This is a genomic window from Achromobacter maghribensis, from assembly GCF_057334215.1.
On the sequence record NZ_JBHFII010000026.1, the window covers coordinates 104,749 to 117,865 of the forward strand.

Annotated in this window: 12 protein-coding genes; 8 read left to right on the top strand and 4 right to left on the bottom strand. The window is 65.6% G+C overall.

Going from position 1 to position 13,117, the window contains the following annotated elements:
- Positions 1 to 517: NAD(P)H-dependent flavin oxidoreductase (locus ACE039_RS11315; RefSeq protein ID WP_485822401.1), on the top strand; the 517-nt coding region annotated here is incomplete at its 5' end.
- 94 nt (positions 518 to 611) lie between these two features.
- Here ACE039_RS11315 and ACE039_RS11320 read toward each other — a convergent pair.
- Entirely contained in the window at positions 612 to 1,607 is a 996-nt protein-coding gene (locus tag ACE039_RS11320; protein WP_485822402.1) for a Bug family tripartite tricarboxylate transporter substrate binding protein, read from the bottom strand.
- Positions 1,608 to 1,845: 238 nt separating this feature from the next.
- A complete protein-coding gene (locus ACE039_RS11325; protein WP_105555443.1) occupies positions 1,846 to 2,745 on the bottom strand; it encodes a LysR family transcriptional regulator in 900 nt (299 codons plus the stop codon).
- 177 nt (positions 2,746 to 2,922) lie between these two features.
- Between ACE039_RS11325 and ACE039_RS11330 the strand changes: the two genes are divergently transcribed.
- From ACE039_RS11330 to ACE039_RS11340, 3 genes are read left to right on the top strand one after another with little or no spacing between them, the layout of a single operon-like run.
- Positions 2,923 to 3,837: an SDR family NAD(P)-dependent oxidoreductase gene (locus tag ACE039_RS11330; RefSeq protein ID WP_313462753.1), complete on the top strand. Its 915-nt coding sequence runs from the start codon at positions 2,923 to 2,925 to the stop codon at positions 3,835 to 3,837.
- A gap of 7 nt (positions 3,838 to 3,844) precedes the next feature.
- A complete protein-coding gene (locus ACE039_RS11335) occupies positions 3,845 to 4,705 on the top strand; it encodes a MaoC/PaaZ C-terminal domain-containing protein (protein ID WP_448713125.1) in 861 nt (286 codons plus the stop codon).
- Positions 4,702 to 5,937 carry a CaiB/BaiF CoA transferase family protein gene (locus tag ACE039_RS11340; RefSeq protein ID WP_485822403.1) on the top strand — a complete coding sequence of 412 codons (1,236 nt, stop codon included), beginning with the start codon at positions 4,702 to 4,704 and terminating at the stop codon, positions 5,935 to 5,937. The genes ACE039_RS11335 and ACE039_RS11340 overlap by 4 nt, the downstream gene beginning before the upstream one ends.
- A gap of 110 nt (positions 5,938 to 6,047) precedes the next feature.
- Here the strand turns inward: ACE039_RS11340 and ACE039_RS11345 are convergent, their stop codons facing one another.
- Together ACE039_RS11345 and ACE039_RS11350 are read right to left on the bottom strand one after the other, a co-directional pair.
- Complete coding sequence (locus ACE039_RS11345) at positions 6,048 to 7,571, bottom strand: fumarate hydratase (RefSeq protein ID WP_088587685.1); 1,524 nt, start codon at positions 7,569 to 7,571, stop codon at positions 6,048 to 6,050.
- 119 nt (positions 7,572 to 7,690) lie between these two features.
- Positions 7,691 to 8,458 (bottom strand): crotonase/enoyl-CoA hydratase family protein, encoded by a 768-nt coding sequence (locus ACE039_RS11350; RefSeq protein ID WP_105555447.1) that lies wholly within the window; start codon positions 8,456 to 8,458, stop codon positions 7,691 to 7,693.
- 291 nt (positions 8,459 to 8,749) lie between these two features.
- Here ACE039_RS11350 and glyQ point away from each other — a divergent pair, with 291 nt between their 5' ends.
- The 4 genes from glyQ to ACE039_RS11370 are packed head-to-tail and all read left to right on the top strand — an operon-like array spanning position 8,750 to position 13,060.
- Complete coding sequence (gene glyQ / locus ACE039_RS11355; protein ID WP_448713130.1) at positions 8,750 to 9,658, top strand: glycine--tRNA ligase subunit alpha; 909 nt, start codon at positions 8,750 to 8,752, stop codon at positions 9,656 to 9,658.
- Positions 9,659 to 11,797, top strand: coding sequence for a glycine--tRNA ligase subunit beta (glyS, locus tag ACE039_RS11360; RefSeq protein ID WP_485811726.1), 2,139 nt, complete (start codon positions 9,659 to 9,661; stop codon positions 11,795 to 11,797).
- Complete coding sequence (gene gmhB, locus ACE039_RS11365) at positions 11,794 to 12,333, top strand: D-glycero-beta-D-manno-heptose 1,7-bisphosphate 7-phosphatase (RefSeq protein WP_448713133.1); 540 nt, start codon at positions 11,794 to 11,796, stop codon at positions 12,331 to 12,333. The genes glyS and gmhB overlap by 4 nt, the downstream gene beginning before the upstream one ends.
- A gap of 4 nt (positions 12,334 to 12,337) precedes the next feature.
- Positions 12,338 to 13,060 carry a lysophospholipid acyltransferase family protein gene (locus tag ACE039_RS11370; RefSeq protein ID WP_105555455.1) on the top strand — a complete coding sequence of 241 codons (723 nt, stop codon included), beginning with the start codon at positions 12,338 to 12,340 and terminating at the stop codon, positions 13,058 to 13,060.
- Positions 13,061 to 13,117: the final 57 nt, after the last annotated feature.

The following is a 13,117-nucleotide window of genomic DNA, read 5'->3' on the forward strand; positions in this document are numbered from 1 at the left end:
CCTGGGGGCCGCCGGCGCCGGCGGCCATGCGGGACAAATCAACCCCATCGCGCTAGTCAACGAGATCCGGGCGTTCTACGACGGCCCGCTGGCCCTGTCGGGCTGCATCAGCCACGGCAAGGACATTCTTGCAGCGCAGATCCTGGGCTGCGACTTCGCCTATATGGGCACGCGCTTCATCGCCACGCAAGAGTCGCTGGCAGGCGAGGCATACCGCGAAATGGTGCTGCAGGCGCAAGCGGCCGATGTGACCTACACCCCATATTTCTCGGGCGTGCCAGCCAACTACCTTTCCGCCAGCATCCAGGCGGCCGGGCTGGATCCCTTGACCCTGGCAAAGCACGGCGAGGCGCCGCCCGCCAACATGGACAAGAACACCCGGCCGAAAGCCTGGAAAGATGTCTGGAGCGCCGGCCAGGGCGTGGGCGCCGCGCAGGAAGTCCTGCCTATCGCCACGCTGGTGGATCAACTGGAAGCGGAATACCGCAGCGCCCGCGACGCCTTGCTGGCTGCGTAAGAAAAAGCGCGGGCGGGATCTCTACGAGCCCGCCCGTGTGGTTCGGATCACGTGGTTCGGATCACGTGGTCCGGATCGCGTGGTCCGTACCGCCCTATTCCAGCTTGATGTTCGCGGTCTTGATCAGGTCGCGCCACTTCACGATCTCGTGCTGCACGAACTCGCCGAATTGCTCCGGGGTGCCGGGCTTGGGCTCGGCGCCCGCGGCGATCATGCCCTTGGTCGTGGCGGGGTCCGACAGCACCTTCACCATATCGGCGTTCATGCGCTTCACGATGTCCGGCGGCGTGCCCTTGGGCGCCATCACGCCGCTCCACGAATACGCCTCGTAGCCCGGCAACCCGGATTCGGCGATGGTAGGCACATCTGGCAGCATGCTGGAACGCGTGGGGTTGCCCACGCCCAGCGCGCGCACCTTGCCGCCCTTCAGATGCGGCACGGCCGACGGGCCGTCCGCGAACATCACCTGCACCTGCCCGCCCAGCAGGTCCTGCATGGCGGGCGCGCTGCCGCGATACGGGATGTGCTGGATCCGCACGCCAGCCATCGCATTGAAGAGTTCGCCCGCCAGGTGCGTGCCGCCGCCCGTGCCCGACGAACCGAACGAGAGCTTGCCGGGGTTCTCCTTGGCGTAGGCGATCAGTTCACTGACCGTATTCACGGGCAGCGACGCATTCACCACCAGCACGATGGGAAACACCGCCGCCATGCCGACCGGCACGAAGTCGCGCGTGATGTCGTAGCTGAGGTTGTCGCGCAAGCTGGGCAGCACCGCATGATGGATGGATGCGAAAAAGAAGTTGTAGCCATCGGGCTCGGCCTTGGCCGCGAATTGCGCGCCAACGATGCCGCCCGCGCCCGATTTGTTATCGACCACGGTCGGCACCGACCACAGTTGGCCTAGCGGCTGCGTCGTAAAGCGCGCGGTGGTATCCACCGGCCCCCCCGGGGGAAACGGCACGACGAAAGTCACGGCATGGCCCGGCCAGGTGGCGGCGCGGGCCGTGGCGGGGAATAAGGCGGGCACGACGGCGGCGGCGCACGCGGCGCCCAGCCCCGCGACGACGCGGCGGCGTTGAAGATCGGTCACTGCAGTCTCCTGAGTCTTGGTGTTATTCACGGTCAAGCTTCAAGAACTGCTGCCCGCCGCTCTTATTTATTATTTTCCGGCCGCGCCAAATCGCCGCTACACATTTTCAAAAGCCCCTCTTTCGCACGGGAAGGAAAGTTCGGTCAGCGGACACGATCTACATCGGGACGATGCGCGGATGCGACACCTGGCCTAGGGAAAACGGAGCAGGCGCCGGCCTGGCCGCCCGCTGCTGCGTTCATTGCCCGCGCGCGGCGCGCTGCACGTGTTCGATGAAGCACTCGGCGAAGCTGGGCAGATCGCGGCCGCGTTGGCGGCACAGCAGACGGTCGCGCAGCGCCCAAGGGTCTTCCAGTTTCAGCACGTGCAGCGAATCGGGGCGGCTGTAGCGCGCCGCGCAGGCGCGCGGCACGACGGCGATGCCCGCCCCCGCTTCCACCATGCGGCACACCGCTTCGAAGCTGCCCACGTGCACGCGCTGGCAAATGCGCTTGCCCAGGCCGCTGGCGATATCTTCCAGGAAGGTCTGGATGGCGCTGTCGGGGTGAATGCCGACGAATTGATAGGCGTCGACCAGGTCCGCGAAATGGGCCGACTTGGAAGCTGCCAGCGGATGATCCAACGACGTCACCACGGTGAGTTCGTCGCGGAACAGCGGCGTGACGTCCAGCCCTTCCACATCGATGTTGCCGGCCACCAGGCCAAGATCGCCGGCGCCCGCACGGATCGCGATGACGATGTCCCCCGATATTTTCTCTTCGAGTTCGACGTCCACGTCAGGGTTTTCCGCAAGGAACGTGGACAGGGCATCCGCCAGAAACGAGTTCGTCGCGGTTGTGTTGGCCAGCAATCTCAAGCGTCCCTTTAACCCGCTGGCATAGGGCTGCAGATCGGCGTTCAGGCATTCCAGTTGCCGGAAGACGGCGTTGGCGTGCTTCAGCAGCACCTCGCCCGCCGGCGTCAGCGCGACGCCGGTCGCCAGGCGCACCAGCAGGCGCGCCTTGAAGGCTTCTTCCATGTGCTTGACCCGCGCGCTTGCCGCCGGCAATGACAGGAACGTGCGTTCCGCAGCCCGGGTCAAATTGAGTGTTTCCCCTACGTTCACAAACAAACGCAGGTCAGTCAAATCATGTCTCATGTTCCACCACGCAGAAGGGGGGCATTTCTAATTTTGAATTCTTCGAATGCCGTGTCGAATCTACCATGCACCATGGCCTGTTAACACTAACAGGCCGTGGTCCCGCGAACCATATCGGTTGATGCGGAACTGTTTTCCACAGGCGGTGCATGCGCCGCAGCACAGGAGTCACAGGCTATGAGCGGCATGGTTTCCGGAAAGGTAGTGGTCGTCACGGGCGCGGGCGGCGGCATCGGGCGCAGCATTGCGCTGGCGATGGCGCAGGCGGGCGCCAAGGTCGTGGTGAACGACATCGGCGTGTCGCTGACGGGCGAAGGCGGCGCGGAAGGGCCGGCGCAAGCAGTCGTGAAAGAGATTGTCTCGGCCGGCGGCCAGGCCGTCGCCAACACGGACAGCGTCGCCGCCTACGACAGCGCAAGCCGCGTGGTGCAGACCGCGATCGACGCGTTCGGCCGCATTGATGCGGTGATCAACAACGCGGGCAATCTGCGCGACCGCGTTTTCCACAAGATGAGCGAAGAAGAATGGCGCCAGGTGATCGACGTGCACCTGAACGGCTCGTTCTTCATGAGCCGCGCGGCAGCGCCTTATTTCCGCGAACAGGAATCGGGCGCCTTCGTGCACATGACGTCCACGTCCGGCCTGATCGGCAACTTCGGCCAGGCCAACTACGCGGCCGCCAAGCTCGGCATCGTGGCTCTGTCCAAGTCCATTGCGCTGGACATGGCGCGCTATCACGTGCGGTCCAACTGCATCGCCCCGTTCGCCTGGAGCCGCATGACGAGTTCCATCCCGGCGGAAACCGACGAAGAGAAGGCCCGCGTCGAAAAGCTGAAGAAGATGGAAGCCGGCAAGGTCGCGCCGATGGCCGTCTACCTGGCGAGCGATGCGGCCAGCGAAATCACCGCCCAGATCTTCGCCGTGCGCGCCAACGAAATCATGCTGATGAGCCAGCCGCGGCCGCTGCGCACGGTGCACAACAGCGAAGGGTGGACGCCGGAGCGCATCGCCGAGATCGCCGTGCCGGCCATGCGTAAGCACTTCTACGCCCTGGAGCGCTCGCCCGACGTCATCGACTGGGACCCCATCTGAGACCGCCATGCCCCTGGATTACGCGACCGTAAAAAACTGGCGCTTTGACGATGTACGTCAGCGCTACGAGCAAAAAGACACCATGCTGTATGCCCTGGGCATCGGCCTGGGTCAGGACCCCGAAGACGCTGGCCAATTGCGCTACGTGTACGAGAAGGACTTACAGGCCTTCCCCACGATGAGCGTAGTGCTGGGTTATCCCGGCTTCTGGGTGCAGGACCCGCGCGCCGGCATCGACTGGGTGAAGGTCGTGCACGGCGAGCAGCGTCTGACGATGCATGCGCCGTTGCCGACATCGGGCGTGGTCATCGGCAAGAGCCGCAACACGCATGTGATCGACAAGGGCGCGGACAAGGGCGCCATCGTCATTACCGAGCGCACGCTGCATGATGAAAGCGGCGCCTGCCTGGCCACGCTGCGGCAAAGCACTTTCTGCCGCGGTGACGGCGGCTTCGGCCAGGGCGACGCCAGCCCCGAGGCCCTGCCCGCCGTGCCGGGCGGCAAGCCGGACCTGCAATGCGAACTGCGCATCCCGCCCAGCGCCGCCTTGCTCTATCGCCTGAACGCCGACCGCAACCCGCTGCACGCCGACCCCGAGGTCGCGCGCCAGGCGGGTTATCCACGGCCCATCCTGCATGGCCTGTGTTCGTACGGCGTGGCAGCGCATGCCATCGTCAAAAGCTGCTGCGGCTACGATGCGTCGCGCCTGACCAGCCTGAACACCCGCTTCTCGGCGCCCGTGTATCCCGGCGAGACCCTGCAATGCGACATGTGGCGCATGCCGGACGGACAGATCCGCTTTCAGGTGCGGGCGCGCGAACGCGATCTGGTCGTCATGAGCCACGGCACCGCGACGGTGCAATCATGACGCGCCCGCCCGCGCTTGACGGCATCCGCGTGCTTGATCTGTCGCGCATCCTGGCCGGCCCCTGGTGCACGCAGAACCTGGCCGATCTGGGTGCCGACGTCATCAAGATCGAACGCCCCCACGTCGGCGACGACACCCGCGCCTGGGGTCCGCCGTATCTGAAGGACGGTAACGGCCAGGACACCAACGAATCCGCCTACTACCTCAGCGCCAACCGCAACAAGCGGTCGGTCGAAGCCGACATGGCCACGTCCGAAGGCGCGGCGCTGATCCGCGAGTTGGCGGCGGCAAGCGACATCCTGGTCGAGAACTTCAAGGTGGGTGGCCTGGCCAAATACGGCCTGGACTACGACAGCCTGAAAGCCATCAACCCACGCCTGATCTATTGCTCGGTCACCGGCTTCGGCCAGGACGGCCCCTTTGCGCAACGGCCCGGCTACGACTTCATGATCCAGGGCATGGGCGGGCTGATGAGCATCACCGGTGAGCGCGACGATCTGCCTGGCGGCGGACCGCAAAAGGCCGGCGTGGCGGTGACGGACATCGTGACGGGCATGTACGCCACCGTCGCAATCCTGGCGGCCTTGCAGGAACGCCATCGCAGCGGGCTGGGGCAGCACCTGGACATCGCGCTGCTGGACAGCCACGTGGCGCTGCTGGCCAACCAGAACTCCAACTACTTCAATTCCGGGGTGGCGCCCAAGCGCGCCGGCAATGCGCACCAGAACGTGGTGCCGTACCAGGTGTTCGCCGCCCGCGACGGCCACTTGATCGTGGCCACCGGCAACGAATCGCAGTACCGCGCCTATTGCCGCGCCATCGGCGTGCCCGAGCTGGGCGACGACCCGCGCTTCGCCACCAACCGGCTGCGCGTAACGAATCGCGACGTCCTGATCGCCATCCTGACGGAGATCATGCTGCAAGGCCGCCGCGATGATTGGATTGCCAAGCTGGAAGCGGTGGGCGTGCCGTGCGGGCCCATCAACGACATCGCGCAGGCGTTCGCGCATCCGCAGGCGCAGGCCAGGCAGTTGCGCCGCGACCTGCCGCATCCCGCCGGCGGCATGGCGCCGGTTACCGCCAGCCCGCTGCGGTTTTCGGCGTCGCCCGTCGTCTATCGCCGCGCGCCGCCATTGCTGGGCGAGCACACCGAGGAAGTGCTGCGCGACGTGTTGGGTAAACCGGCCGACGCCATCGCGGCATTCAAGGCGGCCACCGCGAAGACGCCGTAAGGCGGCGGGCGTGACGCGTCGCGGCGCGCAACGTTCTGCAGGCGCCGTAACCGCAACAGGCAAAAAAAACGGCCGCTGGATGTCAGCGGCCGTCTTCGTGTCGCGCGTGCTTACGCCACGGCGACCGGGATCTTGCCGATCTTGGCCTGCCATTCCTTGGGGCCCGTCGTGTGGACCGAGGTGCCCTGGGCGTCCACCGCCACGGTCACCGGCATGTCTTTCACGTCGAACTCATAGATGGCTTCCATGCCCAGGTCGGCAAAACCCAGCACCTTGGCGCCGCGGATCGCCTTGGACACAAGGTACGCCGCGCCGCCCACGGCCATCAGGTAGGCCGAGCCGTGCTTCTTGATCGCTTCGATGGCGACCGGGCCGCGTTCCGACTTGCCGATCATCGAGATCAGGCCGGTCTTCTCCAGCATCATGTCGGTGAACTTGTCCATGCGGGTGGCAGTCGTGGGGCCGGCGGGGCCGACCACTTCGTCGCCCACCGGATCCACCGGGCCCACGTAATAAATCACGCGGTTGGTGAAGTCCACCGGCAGCGGCTCACCCTTGGCCAGCATGTCCTGGATGCGCTTGTGCGCGGCATCGCGGCCGGTCAGCATCTTGCCCGACAGCAGCAGGGTCTGGCCCGGCTTCCAGCTGGCGACTTCTTCCTTCGTCAGCGTGTTCAGGTCGACTTGCTTGGACTTGTTGTAGTCGGGCGCCCAGTGCACTTCCGGCCATTCCGACAGCGACGGCGGATCCAGGCGCGCGGGGCCCGAGCCGTCCAATTCGAAGTGCGCGTGACGCGTGGCGGCGCAGTTCGGGATCATCGCGACCGGCTTGGAGGCGGCGTGCGTCGGGAAGGTGCTGATCTTGACGTCCAGCACGGTCGTCAGGCCGCCCAGGCCCTGCGCGCCAATGCCCAGCGCGTTGACCTTTTCGTAGAGTTCGATGCGCAGTTCTTCCAGCTTGTTCTGCGGGCCGCGGGCCAGCAGTTCGTACATGTCGATGTCTTCCATCAACGACTGCTTGGCCATCAGCATGGCCTTTTCAGCGGTGCCGCCGACGCCGATGCCGAGCATGCCCGGCGGGCACCAGCCGGCACCCATCGTCGGGACGGTCTTCAGCACCCAGTCCACCAGCGAATCGCTGGGGTTCAGCATGGCGAACTTGGTCTTGTTTTCCGAACCGCCGCCCTTGGAAGCGATTTGCACGTCGACCTTGTCACCCTGGACAAGTTCGACGTGCAGGATACAGGGCGTGTTGTCGCGCGTGTTCTTGCGGGCAAACAGCGGGTCATCCAGCACGGAAGCGCGCAGCGGATTGTCCGGGTTCAGGTAGCCCCGGCGCACGCCTTCGTCACAGAGCTCTTGCAGGGTGCGCTTGGTGTCGAAGCGCACGCTCATACCGATCTTCAGGAAGACGTTGACGATGCCGGTGTCCTGGCACAACGGGCGCTTGCCTTCGGCGCACATGCGCGAATTGGTCAGGATCTGCGCCATCGCGTCGCGCGCGGCGGGGCTTTCCTCGCGCTCGTACGCGCGCGCCAGGTGGCGGATGTAATCCACGGGGTGGTAATAGCTGATGAACTGGATGCCATCGGCTATCGACTGGATAAGGTCTTCTTCTTTAATGATGACGGACATGGCGATTTGCGGGTCAAGATGGAAAACATGAAAACGCGGCTGGTGGGTGCAACCAACCACATGGGAGAACAGATCGGTGTTGCTGCCCGGCCGCCTTGAACGGCGGCCGGGAATACTCATTACTTGCCTTGCCAGACCGGCTTGCGCTTTTCGGCGAAAGCCGTGGCGCCTTCCTTGGCGTCGGCCGAAGAAAAGATGTGGGCGATCAGCGGACGTTGGCGGTCGAACATGCCTTCCTGGTCCCAATCAACGGCCTGCGACACGATGCTCTTGGCGGTCTGCACTGCCATCGGGCCGTTTTCAACGATGGCGCGCGCCAATTCCAGCGCGCCGGCCAGGGCGCCACCCGGTTCGGTCAGGCGGTTGACCAGTCCAAACGAGTAGGCGCGTTCGGCGGTCAGCATTTCGCCCGTCAGGATCACTTCCATGGCGATGTGGTACGGCAGGCGGCGCGGCAGGCGCAGCATGCCGCCAGCGCCGGCCACCAGGCCGCGCTTGACTTCGGGCAGGCCGAACTTGGCGTTGCTGGCGGCCACGATCAGGTCCGAGGCCAGGGCCATTTCGCAACCGCCGGCCAGGGCATAGCCTTCCACGGCGGCAATCAGCGGCTTCTTGGGCGGCTTTTCGTTCAGGCCCGCGAAACCGCGGCCATCCACGTACGGACGCTGTCCCGATTTAGCAAACGCCTTCAGATCCATGCCCGACGAGAACGTGCCGCCGCCCCCCGTCAGGATGCCGATGCGGATGTCGTCGCGGCTATCCAGCTGGTCCAGCGCGGCAGCCATGGCTTGGGCGGTTTCCAGGTTGATGGCGTTCTTGGCTTCGGGGCGGTTGATCGTGATGATCTGGATGCCGTCGGTGACTTCCACCGTGATCAGGTCTGACATGAGGCTGCTCCTTCCGGGAATTCTCGGAATTGCGGGTGTTAATCGGGTTCCGGGTTTTATATAAGACTTGGGACTCAACCTGGAATCATACGACCATTGGTTTTCAGGCGCAGCGGGGCCGCGCCCAAGCGTCCGCCAGGGGCACACTCGGCCCGCCCGGGGGATGCCGTCCGGGCATAGATGTAACCGCACGGCGGCGCCCGCCAAACGGGACGGCCCCGGGCCAGTTAAAATGCCCGGTTTCCCACGCCCACGGCAGGCCTTGCCCGGCGACCGAATTCCAAGAATCCTATGCTCACCTTTCAGCAAATCATCCTTACGCTCCAGGAATACTGGGACAAGCAGGGTTGCGCCCTGCTGCAACCCTACGACATGGAAGTCGGCGCCGGCACCTCGCACACGGCCACATTCCTGCGCGCGATCGGCCCGGAGCCGTGGCGCGCCGCCTATGTCCAGCCGTCGCGCCGCCCCAAGGATGGCCGCTATGGCGAAAACCCCAACCGCCTGCAGCACTATTACCAGTACCAGGTCGTGCTGAAGCCGGCGCCCCCGGAAATCCTGGACCTGTACATCGGTTCGCTGAAAGCGCTGGGCATCGACCCGACGCAGCACGACATCCGTTTCGTCGAAGACGACTGGGAAAATCCCACCCTGGGCGCCTGGGGCCTGGGCTGGGAAGTCTGGTTGAACGGCATGGAAGTCACGCAGTTCACCTACTTCCAGCAAGTGGGCGGCCTGGACTGCACGCCGACCACGGGTGAAATCACCTACGGCCTGGAACGTCTGGCCATGTACCTGCAAGACGTGCAAAGCGTGTACGACCTGGTCTGGACGGAAGGCGCCAACGGCAACCGCGTGCTGTACCGCGACGTGTTCCATCAGAACGAAGTGGAGCAGTCCACCTACAACTTCGAACACTCGTCGGCCGACATGCTGTTCGCGCACTTCAACGACTACGAAGCCGAGGCCCGCCGCCTGATGGAAGTGCCGCTGGCGCTGCCGGCCTACGAGGCCGCCCTGAAGGCCGCGCACACCTTCAACATGCTGGACGCGCGCGGCGCGATCAGCGTCACCGAGCGCGCCGCCTACATTGGCCGCATCCGCAACCTGTCGCGCACCGTCGCGCAGGCTTATTTCGAATCCCGCGAACGACTGGGCTTTCCCATGCTGCGCCGCAACCAGGCCGGGGAGGCTGCATAAATGACGACGAACATCCGCCCGCTGCTGGTCGAACTGCTGACCGAAGAACTTCCGCCCAAGGCCCTGCAAAAGTTGGGGCAAGCCTACGCCGAAGGCGTGCGCGCCACGCTGGAGCGCCACGGCCTGTTGGCCGACGGCTGCGCCGTGACCGCGTATTCCACGCCGCGCCGCCTGGCCGTGCACCTGTCCGCCGTGCTGGCGCAGGCGCCCGACCAGCCGTATGCCGAAAAGCTGATGCCCGTGAAGATCGGCCTGACCGCTGACGGCCAGGCCACGCCGGCGCTGCAGAAAAAACTGGCCGCCAAGGGCCTCGAGAACATTGACCCGGCCACGCTGGACCGCGAATCCGACGGCAAGCAGGACTATCTGGTCGCCCGCGGCACCGCCGCCGGCGCACAACTGGCCACGGGCTTGCAGGAAGGCATCGACACGGCGCTCAATAGCCTGCCGATTCCGAAGGTCATGCGCTACCAATTGGCCGACGGCGTCACCACCGTCAAGTTCGTGCGCCCCGCGCACGGCCTGGTCGCCCTGTTCGGCGCGGACGTCGTGCCGGTGTCCGCGCTGGGCCTCACCGCCGGCCGCGACACGCTGGGCCACCGCTTCATGAGCACCGGCCCGGTGTCGTTCGCCGATGCCGATTCCTACGCCGCCACCCTGGCTGAAAAGGGCCGCGTCGTGGCGTCCTTCGAAGGCCGCCGCGACGAGATCCAGCGCCAGTTGCTGGACCACGCCGGCCGCCTGTCCGCCACGCTGGGCGACGACCCTGAAGTTGCCGCGCTGCTGGACGAAGTGACCGCGCTGGTCGAACACCCCACCGTCTACGTGGGCCAGTTCGAAGAGCAGTTCCTGCAAGTGCCGCAGGAATGCCTGATCCTGACCATGCGGTTGAACCAGAAGTACTTCCCGCTGTTCGACCCGGCCACCGGCCGCCTGACGCACCGCTTCCTGATCGTGAGCAACATGCACACGGACAACCCGGTGAACATCGTCGAAGGCAACCAGCGCGTGGTGCGCCCGCGTCTGGCCGATGCGCAGTTCTTCTTCGAAACCGACCGCAAGACGCCGCTGGCCGCGCGCGTCGAGCAACTGGGCTCCATCGTTTATCACAACAAGCTGGGCACTCAGCTGGAACGCGTGGAACGCGTGCGCGCCATCGCGCGCGGCGTGGCGGGCCAACTGGGCGGCGACGTCACGGCAGCCGATCGGGCCGCCATGCTGGCCAAGGCCGACCTGGGCTCGAACATGGTGGGCGAATTCCCCGAGCTGCAGGGCATCATGGGCGCGTACTACGCCGCCGGCGACGGCGAGCCCGACAGCGTCGTGCAGGCGCTGCGTGGCCAGTACCGCAACCGCTACGACTCGCCCGTCACTGAAGACACGTTGACCGCCGCCACGCTCTTCATCGCCGAACGCGTGGAAACGCTGGTCGGCATCTGGGCCATCGGCCTGGCGCCCACGGGCGAACGCGACCCCTTCGGTCTGCGCCGCGCCGCGCTGGGCCTGATCAGCGCCTTCGAACAACTGGCCGCAGGCGGCTGGCTGAAGATCAGCGAAGACGGCCCGCTGTCCCTGGACGGCCTGCTGGAGCTGGCCGCGGGCACGTTCCCGGCCGGCAAAGTCCCGTCCGACACGCTGGCTGAAGTCCGCACCTTCATCTATGAACGCTACCGCAACCAGCTGATCAACGACTTCGACCGCAATGCGGTGGAAGCCGTCATCGCGTTGACGCCGCCGCTGCATCAAGTGGCCGAACGCGTGCGCGCCGCCGCCGCCTTCGCGCAACTGCCCGAAGCCGCCAGCCTGGCCGCCGCCAACAAGCGGATTGGCAACCTGCTGAAGAAAGCCGAAGGCGAGATCGGTGCTGTGAACGCCGCCGCGTTGGTCGAGCCTGCCGAGAAGGCCCTGGCCGCCGCGGTTGCCGCCCTGCGCCCGCAGGCCGAGGCCCAGCTTGCCGCCGGCGACTTCGCCGGCAGCCTCTCCACGCTGGCGCAGGCCCGCGAACCGGTGGATGCGTTCTTTGCCGACGTCATGGTCATGGCCGAAGACCCGGCCGTGCGCGCCAACCGGCTTGCCCTGTTGGGCCAGCTGCATGGCCTGATGAACCAGGTGGCAGACATTTCCAGGCTGGCACAGTGAAACTGATCATCCTAGACCGCGACGGCGTCATCAATCAGGACAGCGATGCGTTCGTCAAGAATCCCGACGAGTGGATCGCGCTGCCGGGCAGCCTGCAGGCGATCGCCCGGCTCACGCAGGCGGATTGGAAGGTGGTGGTTGCCACCAACCAGTCGGGCCTGGCGCGCGGCTTGTTCGACATGGACACGCTGACCGCCATCCACACCAAGATGCGGCGCGAACTGGCCGCGGTGGGCGGCAGCATCGACGCCGTGTTCCTGTGCCCGCATGGTCCCGATGACCATTGCAGCTGCCGCAAGCCGCGCCCCGGCATGTTCGAGCAGATCGGCCGTCGGTACGACATCGACCTGGCCGGCGTGCCGGCCGTGGGCGACTCGCTGCGCGATTTGCAGGCATCGTCGTCCGTCGGCTGCTCGCCCTGGCTGGTGCAGACGGGCAATGGCAAGAAGACGCTGGCCAAGGGCGGCCTGCCCGACAACACGCGTGTGTGCGAAGACCTGTCGGCCGTAGCCGACACCCTGCTGCAGGACAATTGATTCGATGGCCCGGCTACGTTCGCTGCTGTATTTCCTGTTCCTGGCCATCACGGTCATCCCTTACGCCATCCTCTGCATCCTGTGGGCGCCGCTGCCCCTGCACTGGCGCTACAAGCTGACGGTGGGCTGGCCGCGCCTGGCAATCTGGGGCGCCAAGGTCTTCTGCGGCATCCGCTGGCAGGTCAAGGGCTGGGAAAACCTGCCCGACGGCCCGGCCGTGATCCTCTCCAAGCACCAGTCGGCCTGGGAAACGCTGTTCTTCCCGGCCCACATGCCGCGTGAAGTGTGTTTCGTCTACAAGAAAGAGCTGCACATGGTGCCGTTCTTCGGCTGGGGCCTGGCGCTGCTGCGCATGATCGCCATCGACCGCGCCAAGGGCCGCGACGCGTTCGACCAGGTGGTCAAGCAAGGCCAGACCCGCATGGACGAAGGCCGCTGGCCCCTGCTGTTTCCCGAAGGCACGCGCGTCGCCCCAGGCAAGACGGCGCGTTTCAAGATGGGCGGCGCGCTGCTTGCCTCGCGCACCGGCGCGGTCGTCATTCCCGTGGCGCATAACGCCGGGGAGTGCTGGCGGCGCAACGCTTTCGTGAAATATCCCGGCCTCGTCACCCTATCGATCGGTCCCGCGATAGAATCCAAGGGACTCTCCCCCGATGAACTGAACCAAAAGGTACAGGAATGGATCGAAGGGGAAATGCGGCGTCTCAATCCCGAAAGGTATGTCTAGCACTGATCAGCTCGAACTCCTGTTCGACGTGCAAGAAGACGCCGCGCCCCCGGGCGC